This is a genomic window from Glycomyces luteolus (genome assembly GCF_027622875.1).
GTDB lineage: Bacteria > Actinomycetota > Actinomycetes > Mycobacteriales > Micromonosporaceae > Glycomyces > Glycomyces luteolus.
In genome coordinates this window covers 1-21,683 of record NZ_JAPZVP010000018.1, presented here as the reverse complement: position 1 = coordinate 21,683, position 21,683 = coordinate 1, and the positions used below count along the sequence as shown (strand labels likewise).

At 69.6% G+C, this 21,683-nt stretch carries 21 protein-coding genes, 1 pseudogene and 1 riboswitch; of the genes and pseudogenes, 19 read left to right on the top strand and 3 right to left on the bottom strand.

The genetic code is table 11. From position 1 onward, the window contains the following. Positions 1-191 precede the first annotated feature (191 nt). Together O1R50_RS20150 and purN are read left to right on the top strand one after the other, a co-directional pair. On the top strand, positions 192-1,433 hold the full coding sequence (locus O1R50_RS20150) for a cell division protein PerM (RefSeq protein WP_270111982.1): 1,242 nt from the start codon (positions 192-194) through the stop codon (positions 1,431-1,433). 1 nt (position 1,434) lies between these two features. Continuing rightward, complete coding sequence (gene purN, locus O1R50_RS20145) at positions 1,435-2,073, top strand: phosphoribosylglycinamide formyltransferase (protein ID WP_270111981.1); 639 nt, start codon at positions 1,435-1,437, stop codon at positions 2,071-2,073. Here the strand turns inward: purN and O1R50_RS20140 are convergent. Continuing rightward, entirely contained in the window at positions 2,070-3,419 is a 1,350-nt protein-coding gene (locus O1R50_RS20140; protein ID WP_270112066.1) for an aspartate aminotransferase family protein, read from the bottom strand. The two genes, purN and O1R50_RS20140, sit on opposite strands and share 4 nt — an antisense overlap. 78 nt (positions 3,420-3,497) lie before the next feature. Here O1R50_RS20140 and O1R50_RS20135 point away from each other — a divergent pair, with 78 nt between their 5' ends. From O1R50_RS20135 to O1R50_RS20115, 6 genes and pseudogenes are all read left to right on the top strand, one after another. Next, complete coding sequence (locus O1R50_RS20135) at positions 3,498-3,782, top strand: hypothetical protein (RefSeq protein ID WP_270111980.1); 285 nt, start codon at positions 3,498-3,500, stop codon at positions 3,780-3,782. Then, on the top strand, positions 3,779-4,078 hold the full coding sequence (locus tag O1R50_RS20130) for a ribbon-helix-helix domain-containing protein (protein ID WP_270111979.1): 300 nt from the start codon (positions 3,779-3,781) through the stop codon (positions 4,076-4,078). Before O1R50_RS20135 ends, O1R50_RS20130 begins: the two co-directional genes overlap by 4 nt. 33 nt (positions 4,079-4,111) lie before the next feature. Next, a pseudogene (locus tag O1R50_RS26465) lies at positions 4,112-4,600 on the top strand (VanZ family protein); the annotation flags it as partial. A gap of 84 nt (positions 4,601-4,684) precedes the next feature. Continuing rightward, a riboswitch (ZMP/ZTP riboswitch) is annotated at positions 4,685-4,848 on the top strand. A gap of 26 nt (positions 4,849-4,874) precedes the next feature. Beyond that, positions 4,875-6,416 (top strand): bifunctional phosphoribosylaminoimidazolecarboxamide formyltransferase/IMP cyclohydrolase, encoded by a 1,542-nt coding sequence (purH, locus tag O1R50_RS20125; protein ID WP_270111978.1) that lies wholly within the window; start codon positions 4,875-4,877, stop codon positions 6,414-6,416. Between the two features lie 124 nt (positions 6,417-6,540). After that, complete coding sequence (locus O1R50_RS20120) at positions 6,541-6,954, top strand: hypothetical protein (protein WP_270111977.1); 414 nt, start codon at positions 6,541-6,543, stop codon at positions 6,952-6,954. A gap of 145 nt (positions 6,955-7,099) precedes the next feature. Then, positions 7,100-7,465, top strand: coding sequence for a TFIIB-type zinc ribbon-containing protein (locus O1R50_RS20115; RefSeq protein ID WP_270111976.1), 366 nt, complete (start codon positions 7,100-7,102; stop codon positions 7,463-7,465). Positions 7,466-7,534: 69 nt separating this feature from the next. Here O1R50_RS20115 and O1R50_RS20110 read toward each other — a convergent pair whose 3' ends face one another. Both O1R50_RS20110 and trpS read right to left on the bottom strand, forming a co-directional pair. Further along, complete coding sequence (locus O1R50_RS20110) at positions 7,535-8,119, bottom strand: 2'-5' RNA ligase family protein (RefSeq protein WP_270111975.1); 585 nt, start codon at positions 8,117-8,119, stop codon at positions 7,535-7,537. Next, positions 8,119-9,135, bottom strand: coding sequence for a tryptophan--tRNA ligase (gene trpS, locus O1R50_RS20105; protein WP_270111974.1), 1,017 nt, complete (start codon positions 9,133-9,135; stop codon positions 8,119-8,121). The genes O1R50_RS20110 and trpS overlap by 1 nt, the downstream gene beginning before the upstream one ends. Before the next feature lie 118 nt (positions 9,136-9,253). Here trpS and O1R50_RS20100 point away from each other — a divergent pair, with 118 nt between their 5' ends. The 11 genes from O1R50_RS20100 (at position 9,254) to O1R50_RS20050 (ending at position 20,927) form a co-directional block, all read left to right on the top strand. Beyond that, positions 9,254-10,084, top strand: a complete 831-nt coding sequence (locus O1R50_RS20100) for a DeoR/GlpR family DNA-binding transcription regulator (protein WP_270111973.1) — start codon at positions 9,254-9,256, stop codon at positions 10,082-10,084. Beyond that, a complete protein-coding gene (gene galT, locus O1R50_RS20095) occupies positions 10,081-11,178 on the top strand; it encodes a galactose-1-phosphate uridylyltransferase (protein WP_270111972.1) in 1,098 nt (365 codons plus the stop codon). Before O1R50_RS20100 ends, galT begins: the two co-directional genes overlap by 4 nt. Continuing rightward, positions 11,175-12,146, top strand: coding sequence for a UDP-glucose 4-epimerase GalE (gene galE / locus O1R50_RS20090; protein WP_270111971.1), 972 nt, complete (start codon positions 11,175-11,177; stop codon positions 12,144-12,146). Before galT ends, galE begins: the two co-directional genes overlap by 4 nt. After that, positions 12,133-13,275: a galactokinase gene (gene galK, locus O1R50_RS20085; protein ID WP_270111970.1), complete on the top strand. Its 1,143-nt coding sequence runs from the start codon at positions 12,133-12,135 to the stop codon at positions 13,273-13,275. The genes galE and galK overlap by 14 nt, the downstream gene beginning before the upstream one ends. 102 nt (positions 13,276-13,377) lie before the next feature. Beyond that, a complete protein-coding gene (locus O1R50_RS20080) occupies positions 13,378-13,725 on the top strand; it encodes a hypothetical protein (protein WP_270111969.1) in 348 nt (115 codons plus the stop codon). Between the two features lie 210 nt (positions 13,726-13,935). Then, positions 13,936-15,024 (top strand): BMP family lipoprotein, encoded by a 1,089-nt coding sequence (locus O1R50_RS20075; protein ID WP_270111968.1) that lies wholly within the window; start codon positions 13,936-13,938, stop codon positions 15,022-15,024. 30 nt (positions 15,025-15,054) lie between these two features. After that, complete coding sequence (locus O1R50_RS20070) at positions 15,055-16,635, top strand: ABC transporter ATP-binding protein (RefSeq protein WP_270111967.1); 1,581 nt, start codon at positions 15,055-15,057, stop codon at positions 16,633-16,635. After that, the gene (locus O1R50_RS20065) at positions 16,632-17,915 is read left to right on the top strand and encodes an ABC transporter permease (protein WP_270111966.1); all 1,284 of its coding nucleotides are present in this window, start codon (positions 16,632-16,634) and stop codon (positions 17,913-17,915) included. Before O1R50_RS20070 ends, O1R50_RS20065 begins: the two co-directional genes overlap by 4 nt. A gap of 5 nt (positions 17,916-17,920) precedes the next feature. Continuing rightward, the gene (locus tag O1R50_RS20060; RefSeq protein WP_270111965.1) at positions 17,921-19,198 is read left to right on the top strand and encodes an ABC transporter permease; all 1,278 of its coding nucleotides are present in this window, start codon (positions 17,921-17,923) and stop codon (positions 19,196-19,198) included. Continuing rightward, a complete protein-coding gene (locus O1R50_RS20055) occupies positions 19,199-19,588 on the top strand; it encodes a cytidine deaminase (protein ID WP_270111964.1) in 390 nt (129 codons plus the stop codon). It abuts the gene before it with no gap. 64 nt (positions 19,589-19,652) lie between these two features. Next, positions 19,653-20,927, top strand: coding sequence for a thymidine phosphorylase (locus O1R50_RS20050; protein ID WP_270111963.1), 1,275 nt, complete (start codon positions 19,653-19,655; stop codon positions 20,925-20,927). The last annotated feature ends 756 nt before the right edge of the window (positions 20,928-21,683 follow it).

Genomic DNA, 21,683 nt, shown 5'->3' with positions numbered 1-21,683 from the left:
CTCGCATTCCGAAGCCGTGGACGGGAACCGTGCTCCCCATGCCCGGTTGTGACAGACTGGTCGGCGTGGAGCGACGACCGAACCGACGCCCTGGCAGAGCAGGGTCCGCACAGCGGGAGACCGTTCGCATCAGCGTGTCGGGAGACGGTTCCGCTGTAGACGCTCTACCTCCTCATGAACGCCCTACCGAAGTGGTCGACACGGCCGCGTATGCCCGGCGCGGCAAGGCGAAACGCCCGCGGGCGCTCCTCGCCTCCGCCCTGGCCACGACGCTGTGGGCGACCACCGTGGTCTTCACGCCGATCCTCGTGATCGTCATCCTCGGCTGGTGGCAGGCCGGAGCCGAAGGCTCGGTCGCGCACGTCGCCGCGGCCGCCGGGGTCGCCTGGCTCTCCGGGCACGGTGTGCCCGTGGACATCGGGGCGATCCACCTCAGCGTCACCCCGCTCGCGCTCACCGTCCTCGTCTTCTGGCGCCTCGCCAAGGCCGCCGCCGGGACCACCCGCGCCATCGGCGGCCGCGACGCCGCCGCCGTGCGCGCCGCCGCCGGGCTCATCACGATCTTCTACACCGGACTCGTCGCCGGAGCCGCAGCCCTGTGCACCACCGGGCCCTTCACCGTGGACCTGCTCCCCGCGCTCCTGCACGCGGTACCGCTCATCGTCGCCGCGACCGCTTACGGCGCCGCCCGCGAAGCGGGGGTCCTGCCCTGGGACGCCGCCTCGGTGTGGATGCGGCGCGGCCTGCGCACCGGCATGATCACCGCCGGGGCGCTCCTCGCGTGCGGCGCGGCAGCCACCGGCGTCGCGTTCGCCGTGCGCGGCCCGGTCGTCGCGGACACCTTGGGGCTCTACGGGTCCGAATCCTGGATCGTCGCGCTGCTCAGCCTGCTCTACCTGCCGAACTGCGCGGTCTGGGCCGCCGCGTACATCACCGGCCCCGGTTTCGCCGTCGGCGCGGGCACCGCCGTGCAGGCCTCCATGGCCGAACTCGGCCCGCTCCCGGCCTTCCCCGTCTTCGCGGCCGTCCCGAACGCGCCCCTGCCCTCCTACGCCACCATCCTCATCGGACTCCCGCTCATGCTCGCGGCCGTCTTCGGCGTCATCCTCACCTACCGCTCCCCGGACCTGCGCGTCCCGCGCGTCACCACCGCCGCGACCGTGGCCGCGGGGACCGCCGCCGTCACCCTCGGCGTCCTCGCCCACCTCTCCGGAGGCGCCGCGGGCGTCAACCTCATGGCCGACCTCGGACCCGACCCGCTCGCCGTCACCGGCATCGCCGCCGTCCAGTTCCTCATCGGCCTCCTCGGCGCCGCCCTCGTCGCGCGCCTCTTCGCCGTCCACCGCCGCGCCGCCGAGGCGGAGCTGGTGCGGAGGGACACGGTGGTCATCCCCGAACCCTCGCCGAACCGCGACGACGCGTTACCGTACTGACGTGACCTCTGCGCAAACTGACGGCTCGCAAGCTTCGCCGAAGCGGCTCGTCGTCCTCGTCTCCGGCTCCGGCTCCAACCTCCAGGCCCTCATCGACGCCTGCACCGACCCCGCCTACGGGGCCGAGGTCGTCGCCGTCGGGGCCGACCGCGAGGGCACCTTCGGGGTCGAGCGCGCGCAGCAGGCCGGCATCCCCACCTTCGTCCACCGCGTCAAGGACTACCCCGACCGCGACGCCTGGGACCGCGCGCTCACCGAGGAGGTCGCCTCCTACGAGCCCGACCTCGTCGTCTCCGCCGGCTTCCTCAAGCTCTGCGGCCCGCGTTTCCTCGACCGCTTCCCCGGTCGCTACATCAACACCCACAACTCGCTGCTCCCGGCCTTCCCCGGCATGAACGGCCCCGGTGAGGCCCTCGCCGCCGGCGTCAAACTCGCGGGCGCGACCCTCTTCATCTGCGACGCGGGCGTCGACACCGGCCCGATCATCGCCCAGTGCGCGGTCCCGGTCGAGGACGACGACACCGTCGAGACCCTCACCGAGCGCATCAAGGAAGCCGAACGCGCCCAACTGGTCGCCTCGGTCGGCCGCATGGTCCGCGACGGCTGGAAGGTCGAAGGCCACCGAGTCCGCCTCGGCTAACCCAGGAACGCGTCGGCCTCGGTCAAGGCCTCGTCGATGACCTCCACACCGGTCGCGACGTCGGCATCGCCGATATTGAGCGGCGGCGCGACATGGATCCGGTTGCCGAGGACCAGCGTGAGCAGATCGCGGTCGCGGCACGCCCGGACGAAGGCCGCCATCGGCGCGTTCGCCTCCCCAGCGGCCCCGGTCGGCACGAGCGGCTCCTTCGACCGCCGGTCGCGCACGAGTTCGATCGTCCAAAGCGCACCGATGCCGCGCACGTCCCCGACCGAGGGATGGCCTTCGGCGAGCTTCGCGAGCGCGGGCCCCAGGACCGAATTCCCGAGTCGGGCGGCCGACTCGACAGTGCGCTCTTCGTGCATCGCGCGGAGGGCGCCGACCGCAGCGGCGCAGGCGAGCGGATGGCCGCTGTACGTCAGGCCCGCCGGGTAGGGCCGCTCGGTGAACGCCTCGAAGATCCGCTCGCCCACGAGCACGCCCCCGAGCGGCACGTACCCGGAGTTCACGCCCTTCGCGAAGGCCAGCAGATCCGGGGCGACTTCGTCGTGGTCGACCGCGAACCAGGCCCCGGTGCGGCCGAACCCGACCAGCACCTCGTCGGCGATGTAGACGATGCCGTGCCGGGTGCACAGCTCGCGGACGCCCCGCAGGTATCCCGGCGGCGGCACGATGACCCCGGAACTGCCGGTCACCGACTCGAGGACCAGCGCCGCGACCGTGGACGGCCCCTCGAGCAGGATCACCTGCTCGAGATGGTCGAGCGCCCGCTCGCACTCCTCCTCGGGCGTGCTCGACCCGAACGCCGAGCGGTACGGGAACGGCCCGAAGAAGTGGACGACGCCGGCGGCGCCGGTGTCCGAGGCCCAGCGGCGCGGGTCGCCGGTCAGATGGATGGAGGTGGTCGTCGAGCCGTGGTACGAGCGGTAGGCGGCGAGCACCTTCGGCCGACCGGTGGCCAGGCGCGCCATGCGCACCGCGTGCTCGATGGCCTCGGTGCCGCTGGTGGTGAACAGGACGTGCCCGAGCCCTTCTGGGGCGACGCCCACGATCAGCCGCGCCGCTTCGCCGCGGACATCCGAGGCGTGCGAGGGCGCGAGGGTGCAGAGCCGGTCGGCCTGCGCCTTGATGGCCTCGACGATCCGCGGGTGCTGGTGGCCGAGGTTGGCGAAGACCAGCTGCGAGCTGAAGTCCAGGTACCGCCGCCCGTATTCGTCGACGACATGGCTTCCGGCGCCGCCGACGAACGTCGGCACCTGCCGCGGCCCCTGCGCGACCCAGGGATGGAACACCAGCTCGTCGAGGTCCATGGCGTCAGTCTGCGCTCTGCGTCGCGGCCTGCGCAGCGCTTCGATGGACGCGATTCAAGTGCGTCGGGGTGTCATTGCGCTCGTCCTGCGTTTACACTTGTAAACATTGACGGCGTGGAAGAACGATACCGATTCGACGAGGCGTCCTACGACGCCATCACGGCAGCCGGGCTCCACTGGCGGGACGTGCAGGACGTACTGCACGGCAAACCGCGGGTGCGCGAGCTCATCGGAGCAGTGCTGCGCGTCGGTGCGCAGGACCGACTGCACCGGTGGATCGCGGTCGCGCTCATCGAGGACGAGTGCGACGACGAGTTCCTCGTGGTGTCCGCCAGGCTGATGGACGCCGCCGAGATAGCCGGGATCGAGCGGGTCTTCCGGGAAGGAAGCGAGTCATGACGAAACGAGAAGAGGCGCTGCGGGCGCTCGAATCCCGCGACTGGACCGGGGCCGTAGTCGACGACGCCAAGCGGCAGACCTCGATCGTGTACTCGGTCCGCGTCGACCAGGAGCTCTCCGAGTGGATCGCGGCCGAGTCCGAGCGCCGGGGCGTGAGTCCGAGTCTGATCATCCGAGACGCGTTGACCGAGGCCAAGGCCGCGCAGGCGAGCGACGAGACGGTCACGCTGAAGCTGTCCGACCTGCACCGGGCGGTCAACCGTCTGGTCCAGCCGATCGGCTACCGCACCGCCTAGGCGAGCGAGCCATGCTCGGCTAGGGTTCCGGGCATGACCGCTCCCCTCGCCGTCAACACCCTCGAAGCGAACACGCTCTATCTCAGCTTCGCCCTGCTGCCGTTCGCGTTCGCCACGGCATGGGCGCTCGCCGCCTGGCGCATCCGTCGCGGCCGCCCGCGCCGGGAAGCGTGGCTCGACTCCCTCGCCGAGGTCGGCGCGGTCGTCGGATCGGTGCCGCTGCTGTTTCTCGGCCTCACCTCGAGGGAAGGCGCGAACGCGCTCCAGCTCGTTCCTCTCGTGGACCTCGCCGACCTGGCCGGTGCCGGCCCGCGCGTCATCGTCGAGCAGCTGGCCGGGAACCTGTTCGTGTTCGCCGCCGCGGGTTTCTTCCTGCCCGTCCGGTTCAGGATCGGACTCGGCTCCGTCGCGGCTGGTGCGGTCCTGGCCGCCGCGACGCTCGAGGCGCTGCAGTACGCCTTCCTCGCCGGCCGGGTCGTCTCAGTCGACGACGCGCTCATGAACGCGCTCGGAGCGGTGCTGGCGGCGCTCGCCTCCCGCCCCTGGTGGCGGCGCGCACGCTCGCGCGCAGCGGCGGAGCCGGAACCCGAAGCGGCCGTGTTACGCTCGGCTTGTCGCGACTGGCGAGTGACGTCTTTCGAGGTTTCCCGTGGCACGGACCGGGCAGCTCGTTGTTGAGGGGGAGCCTTCTGAGACGTTCGCAGGTGGAGCACCACCAGGGAGCGGCGCTGCTGAACCTGTTACTGCGGTCGAACGCCTGGGCCGCAGTCATTAGACAACCAGGAGCAGTGCATTCATGTCCGAGCGGAAGCGCATTCAGCGAGCCCTCATCTCAGTGTTCGACAAGACCGGCGTCGTCGAACTCGCAGCAGACCTCCACAAAGCGGGCGTAGCGCTCGTGTCCACCGGCTCGACCGCCGCGCGGATCGCCGAGGCCGGCATCCCCGTCACGAAGGTCGAAGACCTCACCGGCTTCCCCGAGATCCTCGACGACCGTGTGAAGACCCTCCACCCGAAGGTCCACGCCGGGATGCTCGCGGACGTGCGCCGCGAATCCCACCGCGAGCAGCTCGAAGAGCTGGGCATCGAGGCGTTCGACCTCTTCGTCGGGAACCTCTACCCGTTCCAGGACACCGTCGCCTCCGGCGCGGGCTTCGACGACATCGTCGAGAAGATCGACGTCGGCGGGCCCTCCATGACGCGCGGCGCCGCGAAGAACCACGCCAACGTCGCGGTCGTCGTCGACCCCGCCGACTACGGCCTCGTGCGCACCGCCGCCGTCGAGGGCACCACGGCCGCCGAGCGGCTTCGCCTGGCCGCCAAGGCCTTCGCGCACCTCGCGACCTACGACGCGGCCGTAGCTTCCTGGCTCGCCGAACAGTCCACCGAGGCCGCCCTTCCGGACTTCCAGGCCGTGCCGATGACGAAGCTCGCGGACCTCCGCTACGGCGAGAACCCGCACCAGCCCGCCGCCGTCTACGCGGCTCCCGGCGCGGCCGGGCTCGCGCAGGCCGAGCAGCTGCACGGCAAGGCGATGAGCTTCAACAACTACACCGACGCGGACGCCGCCTGGCGCGCCGCGCACGACTTCTCCGAGCCGTGCGTCGCGATCATCAAGCACGCCAACCCGTGCGGCATCGCCGTCGGCGACTCGATCGCCGCCGCGCACCGCCGCGCCCACGAGTGCGACCCGGTGAGCGCCTTCGGCGGCGTGATCGCCGCCAACGGCGAGATCGACGCCGAGGCCGCCGCGCAGATCGCCGAGATCTTCACCGAGGTCGTCGTCGCGCCCTCGTTCACCGATCAAGCGATCGAAATCCTCTCGGCGAAGAAGAACATCCGGCTCCTCCGCGCCCCTGCATGGGCCCCGGCCGAGCTGGAGTTCAAGCCGATCTCCGGCGGCGTGCTCGCACAGCGCCCCGACCGCATCGACGCCGACGGCGACGACCCGGCGAACTGGACCCTCGCCACGGGCGACGCCGCGGACGAGGCGACCCTCGCCGATCTCGCCTTCGCTTGGCGCGCGGTGCGTTCGGTGAAGTCGAACGCGATCCTGCTGGCCTCGGGCGGCGCCTCCGTCGGCGTCGGCATGGGCCAGGTCAACCGCGTCGACTCCGCGAAGCTCGCGGTCGAGCGCGCGGGCGAGCGGGCCACCGGCTCGGTCGCGTCCTCTGACGCCTTCTTCCCGTTCGCCGACGGCCTGCAGATCCTCATCGACGGCGGCATCAAGGCCGTCGTGCAGCCCGGCGGATCGCTCCGCGACGAAGAGGTCATCGCCGCGGCCAAGGAAGCCGGCATCACGATGTACCTGACCGGGACCAGGCACTTCACGCACTAAGAGATCTGGATCTCAAAGGCGGGCAAGGAATTACATCGATTCCTGCCCGCCTTTCGGCATCTCTGTGGACAGTCCCGGGCGTATGGAGGGCAAGAATCCCGACCCGCAGTCGAAAGGTGCTTCCATGCGCAGACGAACCATCGCCGCGGCCTCGGCCGCCGCTGTCGCCATCACCGTGGGCGGCTTCACCTCCTCCGCTTCCGCCGGCATGCGCTCGACGGACGTCCCCAAGGTCAGCAACTCCTTCGGTCCCGGCGGGGAGGTTCACTTCGACGTCGAACCGGCGAACCTGGTGATCTCCGAGTACTCGACCGGGCGCGGCATCGAATGGGAGATGTGGGGTCCTGAGGCGGCCGTCGGCACCGGCGACCTGTACGGGACCTGGGTCGAGGGCGAGTACTACGAGGACGTGACGATCATCCTCTTCGCCCCCGACGACGGTTACTTCACCGAGTACGCGGTCACCGGCGACTTCGAGGCGCCGCAGTATCCGCAGGACAAGACCCGCGGGTTCATCGAGTACCCGCGCCCCCTCTGACTCGGGGGCTTGTCGGTGTCTGCCGAGAGTGCCGGTTCGCGCTGGCGGAGCGGTGCTCGGACGGGCGTCTCAGCTGAGAGAACTCACAGGTGAGACGCCCGGTTCTGGTTGGGCATCCATGCGCATTTCACGATAGGTTGTTGACATGATGCAGATGCTCTGTCCGAAATGTCAGAACCCGATGCACCAGTACGAGCGCAACGGCGTAGTCGTAGAGCAGTGCACCGAGTGCAAGGGCATTTTCCTCGACCGCGGCGAGCTCGAGCACTTGATGAAGTTCGAGCAGTCGTTCCACGCCGGTGCCGGTGCGCCCGTCGCCGCAGCGCCCGCCGGCCCGCCCCCGCGCGATCCCCGGTACGACGACCGCCGCCATGACGACCGCCGCTACGACGACCGCCGCCGGGACGACGACCACCACCGTCGCGACCACTACGACGACCACCGCAAGGACGACTACTACTACAAGAAGAAGAAAAAGAAGAGCGTCTTCGAAGACCTCTTCGACTTCTGACCCGAAGCGGCGACGCAAACGGACCGAGCGGCGGATGCCGGTCGGTCCTCGTCGTCTGCGCGCCCGGCGTCAGCCGGTGAGCGGGTATTCCGCCCGCGGCGTCCAGGGAATCGGGGCGCCGGTCAGGGTCTCGGAAGTCCAGTCGCCCGGGCTCGGGTGCGTGTACAGGGTGAACGACTCCACCCGGAACTTCGCCTCGAAACCGGCCAGGGACTGGAAGGCGCGGTCCAGCGCCGCGGTGCCGACGTTCTGCGCGATCGTCACGTGCGGGTGGTACGGGAAGTTCCGCTCGCGACTGGCCGGGCCCTGGCGGATCGCCGATTCCAGCTGCTCGCAGATCGCGATCCCGTCGACCACGGCCACGAACACCACCTCGGTGACGGGCCGGAACGACCCGGTCCCGCGCAAGTGCAGGTCGAAGCGCGGGCACCCGTTCGCGACGGCGGCGAGATGCGCTTTGTAGCCCTCGAGGGTCGCCGCCGGGATCTCGGTGGGCCCGAGCAGCGTCAGGTGCGCGGGGACGGTCCCGCCGAGCAGGTCGCCCGAGGCGATGCGGGCCTCGTCGAGGATCTCGCGCCAAGGCGAGGGCACCGGGATCGCCACCCCGACGGTGACGACCTTCTCCCGTGGTGCGGTCGGGCTGGTCTGCGCCACTAAAGCGCCACCGGCGGGTAGAAGCCGACCTTCTTGTACGCCTTCGCGAGCGTGCGCGAGGCGACCTGCCGCGCCTTCTCCGCGCCCGCGGTGAGGATCCGGTCGAGCTCGGCCTTGTCCGCCAGGTACTCCTTGGTGCGGGCCGCGATCGGACCGAGCGAATCGGCCACGACCTCGGCGAGGTCCCCCTTGAAGTCGCCGTAGCCGCGCCCGGCGTACTCGGCCTCGAGCTTCTCGATCGTGGTGTTCCCCAGCGCCGCATAGATGTTGAGCAGGTTCGAGACGCCGGGCTTGTGCTCGACGTCGTAGCGGACCTCGGCCTCGGAGTCGGTGACGGCGCTCTTGATCTTCTTGCGCATCTGGTTCGGCTCGTCCAGCAGGTAGACGCACCCGCGCGGACTCGCGGAGGACTTCGACATCTTCTTCTCGGGCTCGGCGAGGTCCTTGATCGTCGCGGTCTCCTTGACGATGTGGGGTTCGGGCACGATGAAGGTCTGGCCGTACGTGGTGTTGAACCGGATCGCGAGGTCCCGGGTCAGCTCCAGGTGCTGGCGCTGGTCCTCGCCGACCGGGACCTGGTCGGTCTGGTACAGCAGGATGTCGGCCGCCTGCAGGATCGGGTAGGTGAAGAGGCCGACGGTTGTGCGTTCTTGTTTGGCCGACTTGTCCTTGAACTGGGTCATGCGGCTGGCCTCGCCGAAGCCGGTCTCGGCGCCCAGGATCCAGGCGAGCATCGGGTGCTCGGGGACCTGCGACTGCACGAACAGCGCCGACTTCTCGGGGTCCACGCCCAGGGCCAGGAGCTGCGCGGCACTCACGCGTGAGCGCTGGTGCAATACCTTTGGCTCGTGATCGACGGTGATCGCGTGGAGGTCGACGACCATGTAGAACGCGTCCGAGGTGTCCTGCAGGGCCACCCACTGCCGCAGCGCGCCCAGGTAGTTCCCGATGTGGAAGGAATCCGAGGTCGGCTGGATGCCCGACAGGACGCGGGGCTTGCGGTCGGCAGTGCTCATGGACCGATTCTGACATCCACGCTGAGAAGGCGGCCACCCGGTATTGCGGCGCCGATGATCCTGATGTTTAATTGTGTTGGATCTTGAGCACTCTGCTCTCGAAACATGAGGAGGCGGCATGCTGGCGCAGCAGCGACAGAGCCGGATCGCCGAGCGAGTCCACCGAACCGGCGCGGTCCGGGTGGCGGAGCTGGTCGAAGAGTTCGGCGTGTCCGACATGACCATCCGCCGCGACCTCGAGACCCTCGCCGAGCGCGGCCTGGTCGCCAAGGTCCACGGCGGCGCCACCGCCGTCGACTTCGGCTCGACCACCGAGCCCGGCTTCGCCGTCAAGCAGGTCCGCCAGGAAGTCGAGAAGCAGGCCGTCGCCGACGCCGCCGCCACCCTCGTCGGCCCCGGCCAGGCCATCGCCCTCTCCGCCGGCACCACCACCTGGACCCTCGCCCACCGCCTCACCGACGTCCCCGACCTCACCGTCGTCACCAATTCGGTGCCCGTGGCCGACGTCTTCTACCGCGCCGGCCGCGCCGACCAGACCGTCATCCTCACCGGCGGCGTCCGCACCCCCTCCGACGCCCTCGTCGGCCCCTTCGCCGTCGCCTCCCTCGAGAAGGTCAACGTCGACACCGTCTTCCTCGGCGTCCACGGCATGTCCCTGCGGGCCGGGTTCACCACCCCGAACCTCCTCGAAGCCGAGACCGTCAGCACCCTCGCCTCCAAAGGCCGCCGCCTCGTGGTCGTCGCCGACCACACCAAGTACGACGTCGTCGGCATCGCCACCATCGCCGCCCTCGACGACGCCGACGTCATCGTCACCGACTCCCTCCTCGACGAGGAGGCCCGACGCCAACTGCGCGAGCACGTCGACCAGGTCGTGCTCGCGCCGGTCCCGACCGCGGAACACCACGGCCCCGGGAGACAACGCACTACATCCGAGAAGAGAGCATGAGACCTGCGTTCCACATGGAGTCCGGCAGCCTCGCCGACGGCCGCCAGATCCTCTACTACTCGACCGAGCCCGAGGCCGGCCGTGCCGGATACGCCGACAAGCGCGACCTCGGCGACCGCGTGAGCGCCGGCGAGATCCGCTACGACGTGCTCCGCGACGAATGGGTGGCCGTCTCCGCGGGCCGCTCCGGCCGCCCGCAGCTGCCCGTCGCCTGCCCGCTGTGCCCCTCCCACGGGGACGAGCTCACCGAGATCCCCGCCCCCGACTACGAGGTCGCGGTCTTCGAGAACCGCTTCCCGAGCTTCGGCGGCACCGAGACCCCCGGTTCGCTCGCTCCGGAGGTGGACGGCGCGGCCATGGAGGTCGCGGTCCCCGCGAGCGGCCGCTGCGAGGTCGTCGTCTTCTCCGACGACCACGACTCCTCGCTCGTCGACCTCAGCCCCGAGCGCATCGCCCTCGTGGTCCGCGCCCAGGCCCAGCGCACCGCCGACCTGTACGCCCGCGGCGACATCGCCCAGGTCTTCTGCTTCGAGAACCGCGGCGTCGAGATCGGCGTGACCCTCCACCACCCGCACGGCCAGATCTACGGCTACCCGTACGTCACCCCGCAGACCCAGAAGTACCTCTCGGCGGCCAAGCGCCACAAGGAGACCACCGGCCGCGACCTCTTCGACGACATCATCGAGTCGGAGAGCAGTAGCGAGCGCGTCATCGCCGAGAACGACCACTGGATCGCCTTCACGCCCTTCGCCGCGCGCTGGCCCTTCGAGGTCCAGGTCTACCCGAAGGCCCGCTTCGCCGACCTCACCGAGCTGCCCGAGGAGTACATCGACTCCTTCGCGCCGCTCTACCTCGACCTGCTCAAGCGCTGCGACGCGGCCTACCCCGGCGAGCCGATGCCGTACATGTCCGGATGGCACCAGGCCCCCGTCGGCGAAGGCCGCGAGTTCGGGCGCCTGCGCCTGGAGCTCGTCTCCATCCGCCGCGGCCCCGGCCGCGTCAAGTTCCTGGCCTCATCGGAGTCCGTCATGGGCGGCTGGGTCCACGACCTGGGCCCCGAGGCCTCCGCGTCAATCCTCAAGGGAGCACTGTGAAGTACCTCGTCACCGGCGGCGCCGGCTACATCGGCTCGATCGTCGCCACGATGCTGCTCGAAGCCGGCCACGAAGTGGTCGTGCTCGACAACTGCTCGACCGGCTCGGCCGAGCGCGTCCCGACCGGGGCCACTCTGGTGCGCAAGGACATCCGGGACGCCCGCGAGGTCCTCGACGCCACCTTCGACGGGGTCCTGCACTTCGCGGGCCTCATCGCGGCGGGCGAGTCTATGGTCAAGCCCGACATCTACTGGGAGGCCAACACGGCCGGCACGTTCGCGCTCCTCGACGCCATGCGCGAGGCGAACGTGAAGACCCTCGTGTTCTCCTCCACCGCCGCCGTCTACGGCAACCCGACCGAGGTCCCCATCAAAGAGGAGGCCGTCAAGGCCCCCACCTCGACCTACGGCGCCACCAAGCTCTCCAGCGACATGGCGATCGCCTCCGAGGTCACCGCCTACGGCCTCGCCGCGGTCTCCCTGCGCTACTTCAACGTCGTCGGCGCCTACCAGGACCAGTCCGGCACCTGGCACGGCGAGAACCACGACCCGGAGACCCACATCATCCCGATCGCGTTCGACGCCGCCTCCGGCAAGCGCGAGTCCTTCGGGCTCTTCGGGGACGACTACCCCACCCCCGACGGCACCTGCATCCGCGACTACATCCACGTCGCCGACCTGGCCGACGCCCACCTGCTCGCCCTCCAGGCCGCCGAGGCCGGCGAGCACAAGATCTACAACCTCGGCAACGGCAACGGCTTCTCCAACAAAGAGGTCGTCGCCACCGTCAAGCAGGTCACCGGGACGGACTTCCCGGTGGAGATCGGGCCCCGCCGCCCCGGGGACCCGGCCGAACTCGTCGCCTCCTCGGAGCGCGCGAAGACCGAACTCGGCTGGAAGCCCAGCCGGGACAGCCTCGACCGCATGGTCGCCGACGCCTGGAAGTACTACCAGCATGCCCACTCCTGACCTGCACGCCATCGAACTCGCCGAGACCGCCGCGCAGGCCTTCCGCGACGTGTTCGGCACCGAGCCCGAAGGCCTCTGGGCCGCGCCCGGCCGCGTGAACCTCATCGGCGAGCACACCGACTACAACGAGGGCTTCGTGATGCCCTTCGCGCTGCCGTTCTACGCCGCGGTGGCCGTCGCCAAGTCCGAGAGCTGGGAGTTCCATTCGACGTACGGCGAAGGCAGCACCGTCCGCGCCGACTCGGTCGAAGGGGTCGAAGGCTGGGCCGCGTACATCGCCGGGGTCGCCTGGGCCATGAACGAATCGGGCTACCCGGTCGCACCGGTGCGCATCGCCATCAACTCGGACGTGCCGCACGGCGCGGGCCTCTCGTCCTCCGCCGCGCTCGAATGCGCGACCCTGATCGCGCTGGCCGACCTCTACGGCCACGAGATCGACCGGGCCGAGGCCGCGCGCATCGCGCAGAAGGCCGAGAACGAGTACGTCGGCGCGCCCACGGGCGTGCTCGACCAGTCGGCCTCGCTGCTGTGCACCGAAGGCAACGTCATGTTCATGGACTGCCGGGACTTCTCGCGCGAACAGGTCCCGTTCGATCTGACCGCCGAGGGCCTGGTGATGCTCGTGATCGACACCCAGGCCCCGCACCGCCACGTCGACGGCGAGTACGGCGCGCGCCGCGCCGACTGCGAGGAGGCGGCCCGCCGGCTCGGGGTGCCGTTCCTGCGGGACGCGCCGCGGGACGCGAAGCTCGATGACGACCGCCTGAACCGGCGGATGCACCACATCCTCACCGAGAACGACCGCGTCCTCGAGACGGTGGAAATCCTCAAGCGGGGCAACGTTTCCGGCATCGGGGACCTGCTCACCGCCTCGCACGTGTCGCTGCGCGACGACTACGAGGTCTCCTCGGTCGAGCTCGACTCGGCCGTCGACGCCGCGCTCGGCGCCGGGGCCCTTGGCGCGCGCATGACCGGCGGCGGGTTCGGCGGCAGCGCCATCGCCCTCGTCGAGTCGGCCGCGGCCCAGAAGGTCGAGGCCGCCGTGCTCGAGGCCGCCGCCGACAAGGGCCTGCCGACACCGCGCGTCTTCGTCGCCCGCGCCGCGGCGGGAGCCCACCGCGTGTCGTGACACCGATGCAGTCGAGCGGCGTAATGCCGCTGCTGTGACAGCGAACAAGGGGCCGGTCGCGCGGGAGCGCGGCCGGCCCCTTGCTCTGCAATACTCCTGAGCATGGAATTCGTCCACTTGCTGCTGCGCTATCTCCACCTGCTCGGGTTCGCCGCCGTGTTCGGCGGCTGGCTCGTCTCCCTGCTCTCCAAGAAGTTCGACTTCAACGCCGCGATGCTCTACGGCATCGCCACCCAGCTCGCCACCGGCATCGTCCTATACGGGATCGTCGCGGCGGACGGTGACGCGAACCACGCCAAGCTCGGCGTGAAGTTCCTGCTCGCCCTGATGCTCGGCGTGATGATCGCGATTCCGGTGTGGAAGAAGCGTGCGAAGGTCGCCGCCGGGCACTTCTACGCGACCGGCGCGCTCATCGCGGTGACCGCCGGCGTGGCCGTCTTCTGGACCTAGACACCGAGCCGCCGCGGGACAGAATTGTGACCCTGCACGGGCCCGCGAGCTGCAATCGAGCCGTAGTGCGAACGAAACACCTGATCACCGCTGGTCTCAGTCATAGGATGTTTCGGTAACGAAATCATCAAGGTCGGTGTCAAAGCCCACCGAGTGCGGCCATGATGGTGCGGGTATCGACTTACCCCCGGATTGTCAAAGGAGACCGAGATGGCTGTCAAGCCGTTCAAGCTGGCCCTGGCGGGCCTTTCCGCCGTAGGCCTCGCCGCCCTCGCCGCTTGCGGTGAGGCACCGTCCGAGAACGGCGGCGACGGCAACGCCGACGCGTCGTTCCTCGCTTGCATGGTCACCGACTCCGGTGGCGTGGACGACAAGTCCTTCAACGAGTCCTCCTGGGCCGGCATGGAAGCCGCCGCCGAGGAGAACGACGACATCAAGGTCGAGGTCAAGGAGTCCAGCTCGGAGACCGACTACGACCCGAACCTCCAGGCGATGGTCGACAACGAGTGCAACTTCATCATCGGCGTCGGCGGCCTCATGACCGAGAACGTCAACACCGCCGCCACCGCGAACCCCGACACCGCGTTCGCCACGGTCGACGGCTTCTCCGAGGTCGAGAACGTCTACTCGATCCAGTTCGACACCGCCCAGTCGGCGTTCCTCGCCGGTTACGTCGCCGCGTCGCAGTCCAAGACCGGCACCGTCGCCACCTGGGGCGGCATGAAGATCCCGCCGGTGACCATCTTCATGGACGGCTTCGCCGCGGGCATCGAGCAGCACAACACCGACAAGGGCACCAACGTCGAGCTGCTCGGCTGGGACGCGGAGGCCCAGGAGGGCACCTTCCTCAACAGCTTCGAGGACACCGCCGCGGGCAAGTCCACCACGGACACCTTCATCTCGCAGGGCGCTGACATCATCTTCCCGGTCGCCGGCCCCGCCGGCATCGGCGCGCTGACCGCCGCCGCCGAGAACGACGCGGTCAACGCGATCTGGGTCGACACCGACGGCTACGAGTCCACCGAGTACGGCGCCGAGCTCATCACTTCGGCCGAGAAGGGCCTCGCCAACGCGGTCAAGGACTCCGTCCTCGCCGCTTACGAGGCCGCCAACGGCGGGGAGGCCATCACCGGCTCCTACGTCGGCACGCTGGCCAACGAAGGCGTCTCCATCGCGCCGTTCCACGACTTCGACTCGGCCGTCTCCGCCGACACCAAGGCCGAGCTCGAGGCGCTGACCCAGCAGATCATCGACGGCACGCTCACCGTCGAGTCGCCGTCCAGCCCCGCTGCTCAGTAACCGAGCGGATCGAAGCAAAAGGACACGCACTTGCGACTCGAACTGAAGGGCCTGACGAAGAAGTTCGGCTCGTTCACCGCTGACGACGACATCGACCTCGTGGTCGAGCCCGGCCAGATCCACGCCGTCCTCGGCGAGAACGGCGCGGGCAAGTCGACGCTCATGAACATGCTCTACGGGATCCTGACGCCCACCAGCGGCGAGATCCTGATCGACGACAAGCCGGTCTCCTTCACCGGTCCGGGCGACGCCATCGCCGCCGGGATCGGGATGGTGCACCAGCACTTCAAGCTCGTCGGTCCCTTCAGCGTCGCCGACAACGTGCAGCTCGGCCGGGAGCACACCCAGGGCATGGGCGTGCTCTCGGCCAAGGCCGCGCGCAAGGCCGTCCTCGACGTCTCCGAGGAGTACGGCCTCAAGCTCGACCCCGACGCGATCTGCGAGGACCTGCCCGTGGGCGTCCAGCAGCGCGTCGAGATCGTCAAGGCCCTCTCGGGGCCGAAGACGGAACTGCTCATCCTCGACGAGCCGACCGCGGTGCTCACGCCCGCGGAGATCACCGAGCTCCTGCAGATCATGCGGAACCTCGCGGCGGCGGGCACGTCGATCCTGTTCATCTCCCACAAGCTCAAAGAGGTCCAGGCCGTCGCGGACACCGTCACGGTGATCCGGCGCGGCAAAGTGGTCGCCGAGCTGGAGCCGACCGCTTCGGAGGCCGAGATGGCCTCCGCGATGGTCGGCCGGGCCGTGACCCTCCAGGTCGACAAGACCCCGGCCGAGCCGGGCGAGGCGCGCCTGGAGATCAAGGACCTCACCCTCGTCTCCGACGCCGGGGTGAAGGTCCTCGACGGACTCGACCTGACCGTCCACTCAGGAGAGATCGTGGGACTCGCGGGCGTCGAGGGCAACGGCCAGACCGAACTGGCCCGCGCGATCCTCGGCCTCGTCAAGCCCGACGAGGGCCGCATCGCGATCGACGGCAAGGACATGCACGGCGCGAGCCCCGCCGACCGCATCGCCGACGGCCTCGGCTACATCCCCGAGGACCGAGGCCGCGACGGCGTGATCTCGGAGTTCTCGGTCGCCGAGAACCTCGTGCTCAACCAGTACCGCGACGTCCCGTTCGCGCGCCGCGGCGCGGTCAACTCCGGTGCGGTGCGCAAGCGCGCGGTCGACTCGATCTCCGAGTTCGACATCCGCACCCAGTCCCCGGAGGAGCCCGTCTCGGCGCTGTCCGGCGGCAACGCGCAGAAGGTCATCATCGCCCGCGAGTTCTCCCGGCCCCGCCGGTTCCTCGTCGCGGCGCAGCCGACCCGCGGCGTCGACGTCGGCGCGAGCCAGTTCATCCACTCCCGGCTCATCGCCGAGCGCGACACCGGCACCGGCGTCCTGCTCATCTCGTCCGAACTGGACGAGATCTACGCCCTCGCCGACCGCATCGCCGTGATCTACAACGGCCGCATCGTCGGCGAGGTCGCCCCGGACACGCCGCGCGCGGTCATCGGCCGCCTCATGGTCGGCGCCGACATCGCCGGCGCGGACGACACCGCACCGGCATCCGACGACGACGCCGACCAGACCGACGAGGAAGCCAACGGAGGTGACCGATGAGCACGGATACCACGACCCCCACCGCCGACCAGCCTGAGGCGGGCGAGACCCCGGAGTCGAAGCCGAACTTCATGCGGCTCTTCGGCCGCTACCTGACCGAGGCCAACTCGGTCATGGTCACGATCTACTCCCTGCTGCTGGCGTTCCTCATCGGCGCGATCCTCCTCATCGTCTCCGACGAGTACACCCGCTCGACGTTCTCCTACTTCTTCTCGCGCCCCCAGGACGCCTGGTACGCCTCCCGGGACCTGATCGTCGAGTCGTACACGGCCCTGTTCGAGGGCGCGATCCTCAACCTGAACACGCTCGACCGGTACGCCGCCGGGACCGCCGAGTTCGGCGACCTGCTGCGGCCGCTGTCCGAGACGCTCACGTACGCGACCCCGCTGATCTTCACCGGCCTCGCCGTCGGCCTCGCGTTCCGCGCCGGGCTGTTCAACATCGGCGCCCAGGGCCAGATGATCTTCGGCATGATGGGCGCGCTCATCATCGGCTTCGCACTGGACCTCCCGGCGGTGATCCACCTGCCGCTCGCGGTCATCGCGGGCGCGCTCGCGGGCGCCGCGTTCGGCGCGGTTCCCGGCGTCCTCAAGGCGACCACCGGCGCGCATGAGGTCATCTCCTCGATCATGCTGAACAACATCGCGGCGCTGTTCCTGGTGTGGTCCATCAGCACCGAGTTCCTCCACTCGGAGACGAAGACGGACCTCATCACCAAGCCGGTGGACGAGTCGGCGGTCATGCCGAAGCTCCTCTCCGGCCTCAGCGAGAGCCTCCGCGTCAACTGGGCGCTGCTGATCGGCGTCGCCGCCGCGGTCTTCACCTGGTGGCTGCTCTCGAGGTCCACCTTCGGGTTCCGCATCCGCGCCGTCGGCTTCAACGAGCACGCCTCAGCGACCGCGGGCATGCGCATCGGCTCGACGTACACGACCACGATGGCCGTCGCCGGCGGTCTCGCGGGCCTCGCTGGCGCGGCCCTGTCCCTCGGCGTCGGCGCCGCGGGCATCACCACGAACACCGCTCTGGAGTACGGGTTCGACGGCATCACCGTCGCGCTCCTGGGCCGCGCCAAGCCCGGCGGCATCGTCGCCGCGGCGCTCCTGTTCGGCGCGTTGAAGGCCGGGGCCCTGTCGGCCCAGCCGGACGTGCCGGTCGACATCTCGACCCTGCTGCAGGCGATCATCGTGCTCTTCATCGCCGCTCCCGCACTGGTCAAGGCGATCCTGCACCTGCGCACGCCGCGCGGCGGCCTGGTCACCCTCGAAGCGAAAGGCTGGTGAGCCCCATGGCAGTGGACACCATGACCGCCTCACCGGCGCTCGTCGACGAGAGCGTCCCGGTCCGCTACGCGAAGGCGGGCGCGGTCTTCGCCGCGCTCGGCCTGTTCGTCCTGGTCATCGCCTTCGCGGTGGTCGGCGGGGACGACAAGACCCTGATCAGGTTCGACAAGACCCTCACCGACGTCGAGTGGGCCATGCCCACCACTGTCGTGATGGCGGTCCTCGGCGCGCTCACGGCCGCAGCGGGCGCCTGGATGCTCGCGGGGATCCCGAAGCGCCGCTTCAAGCTCGTGTCGGCGATCGCGGTGACCGCGTTCGTCTTCAGCCTGTTGTTCTGGGCCTACTCGCAGCCGGGCACCGTGTTCAGAGCGGAGTCGATCCTCGCGGGCGCGCTGTTCCTCTCGCTCCCTTACCTGTTCGGCGCGCTCTCGGGCGTCGTGTGCGAGCGCTCGGGCGTCATCAACATCGGCATCGAGGGCCAGTTCCTCATGGGCGCCTTCACCGGCGTCCTGGTCGCGAACATCACCGGGAACGTGTACGCCGGCATGGTCGGCGCGATGGTCGCCGGCCTCCTCTCGACGATGCTGCTCGCCCTGCTCGCCACCAAGTACCAGGTCAACCAGGTCGTCGTCGGCGTCATCCTCAACCTGCTGGCGCTGGGCTTCACCAGCTTCATGTACGACCAGCTGAAGAAGGCCGAGGGCCTCAACAGCGCCTTCGCGGTCCCGACGCTCTCCTGGGGCCCGCTCGCGGACATCCCCGTGATCGGGCCGGTCCTCTTCCAGCAGAAGATATTCGTCTACATCGGACTCGTGCTGGTGTTCGTGGTCTGGTTCCTGCTCTACCGCACCCGCTGGGGCCTGCGCACCCGCGCGGTCGGCGAGCACCCGGCCGCCGCGGACTCCATGGGCGTCAACGTGAACCGCCTCCGGTACTGGAACGTCACCGTAGCGGGCCTCATCTCCGGTTTCGGCGGCGCCTGGTTCACCATCGCGAACTCCCTGGCGTTCAGCAAGAACATGACCGCCGGGCTCGGCTTCGTGGCGCTCGCCGTCATGATCGTGGGCCGCTGGAACCCGCTCGGCGTGCTCGCGGGCGCGCTCATCTTCGGCTTCACCACGCAGGTCGCCCGCGACCTCGACGCCTCGGGCGGCTCGGTCGTCCCCGGCGAGTTCCTGCAGATGCTCCCGTACGCGGTCACGCTCGTGGTCGTCGCCGGGCTCATCGGGAAGGCCAAGGCCCCTGCGGCCGACGGCGTGCCGTACAACCCGGGGGACAAGTAGATGACTGACAGCATCGACTGGGACGTCTTGCGCGACAAGGCACGCGAGGCCATGAGCCGCGCGTACGCCCCGTACTCGAAGTTCCCGGTCGGCGTCGCCGGTCTGGTCGACGACGGCCGGATCGTCTCCGGCTGCAACGTCGAGAACGCCTCGTACGGCCTGACCCTGTGCGCCGAGTGCGGCATGGTCTCCCAGCTCGCCGCCACCGGCGGCGGGCGCCTGATCGCGATCGCGTGCGTCGACGGCGCAGGGGAACCCCTCACCCCCTGCGGCCGGTGCCGCCAGCTCCTCTACGAGCACGGCGGCGCCGAGTGCCTGGTGGACGCCGCGCCGGAGCCGACCACCGTAGGAGCCCTGCTCCCGGGCGCGTTCGGCCCCGAATACCTGTAGGCCGAGGACCGGTCATGCGACCGGCCCTCGGTTCTCCAATTCCATTGTCTGTGAGGGAAGCCCAATGATCACCGCTGTAGACGTCATCCGCACCAAACGGGACGGCGGCGAACTCTCGACCGCCCAGATCGACTGGATCATCGACGCCTACACCAAGGGCGCCGTCGCCGACGAGCAGATGTCGGCCCTCGCCATGGCGATCTTCCTCAATGGAGCAAAGCCGCGCGAGATCGCCGACTGGACGGCCGCGATGATCCACTCCGGGATCACGCTCAACCTCGCGGGCGTAGGCAAGCCGTGCGTCGACAAGCACTCCACGGGCGGTGTGGGCGACAAGATCACGCTGCCCCTGGCGCCGCTCGTCGCGGTCTTCGACGTCGCGGTACCGCAGCTGTCAGGCCGGGGCCTCGGCCACACCGGCGGCACGCTCGACAAGCTCGAGTCGATCCCGGGCTTCAAGGTCGACCTGACCGAAGACGAGGTCATCGAGCAGCTCAAGGAGATCGGCGCGGTCATCTGCGCGGCGACCGGGGACCTCGCGCCCGCGGACAAGAAGCTGTACGCCCTGCGCGACATCACCTCCACTGTCGAGTCAATTCCGCTCATCGCGTCCTCGATCATGTGCAAGAAGATCGCCGAAGGCGCCGACGCGATCGTGCTCGACGTCAAGGTCGGCTCGGGCGCCTTCATGAAGGACTTCGCCCAGGCCCGCGAACTCGCCGAGACGATGGTCCGCCTCGGCAGGGACCACGACGTCGACACCCGAGCCCTGCTCACCGACATGTCGATCCCGTTGGGCCGCACCGCGGGCAACGCTCTTGAGGTGCGCGAGTCCGTCGAGGTCCTCGCCGGCGGCGGCCCCGAGGACGTCGTGGAGCTGACCGTGGAGCTCGCCAAGGAGATGCTCGCCGCCGCAGGCCGGATGGACGTGGACCCGGCCGCCGCGCTGAAGGACGGCCGCGCGATGGACGCGTGGCGCAAGATGGTCGCCGCCCAGGGCGGCGACGTCGACGCGACGTTGCCGGTCGCGCAAGAATTCGAGGAGATCAAGGCCGAGACCGGAGGCTACATCTCGGAGATGGACGCCTACGCGGTCGGCGTCGCCGCATGGCGCCTCGGCGCGGGCCGCGAACGCCAGGGCCAGCCGGTCCAGGCGGGCGCGGGCATCGAGATCCTCAAGACCGTCGGCGAGCAGGTGCAGGCGGGCGAGGCGGTCTTCCGCCTTCACACCGACACCCCGGCGCGCTTCCCCGCTGCGATGGAGACCCTCGCGGGCCAGTGGAAGGTCGGCGCCGAGCCCGCCAAGCGCGGCCCGATCATCCTCGACCGCATCGTCTAGGGAGCAGCCAAACGCGAAGTGCAGCACCGCGAAAGCAGTGCCGCTGATGCACGGTGAGATAGGTCCGCCATGAGGGGGACATGGCCGTCGACGAAGGTCTGGTTCGTCCGGGTGGGGTGCTTTGGCTGCCTGGTGGTGTGGTGCCTGCGGTTCAACTGATCAGCGACATCGAGGTCTGCGCAGGCTCTGCGAAGCGCCGCGGCTTCCCGGTGTTGTGGTGTCTGCGGTTCAGGCGGGCAGCGACGACCAGGTTTGCGCAGGCTCTGCGAGGTGCTGCGGCTTCCCGGTGCGGCGGTGCTTGCGGTTCAACCAATCAGCGACGACAGGGCGGGGAAGGGGACCGGGCGCGCCTCTGGCCTCTCGGTCGGCTCGGGTCCGGGCTCAACCAATCAGCGACAACAAGGCAGGGGCAGGGATTGGGTCCCTCTCCGGCTTCCCAGCCCGATCGGGTCCAGGCTCAGGCAGGCAGCGACGACAGGGCGGGGAAGGGGACCGGGGTTCGTCTCCGGCTTCCCGGCTGGTTCGGTTTCGGGTCTGGGCGGGCGGCGACGGGTGGGTGTGGGCTGGGGTGGGTGGTCGGTCTTGGGCGTGCTGAGGGGCCCGGACCCGTTCGGGGTTCGGGCTGCGCTGCTTGGTGTTGCGGCGCTTCCCCCAGCGGTCGCCCGCTGGGGCAGCCTAAGACCGGCACCGGGGATCGGTTTCCGAACTTTTCTCGGCATTTCGCTTTCGCGGCTCGCATGGCTTTCACGGCTCGGT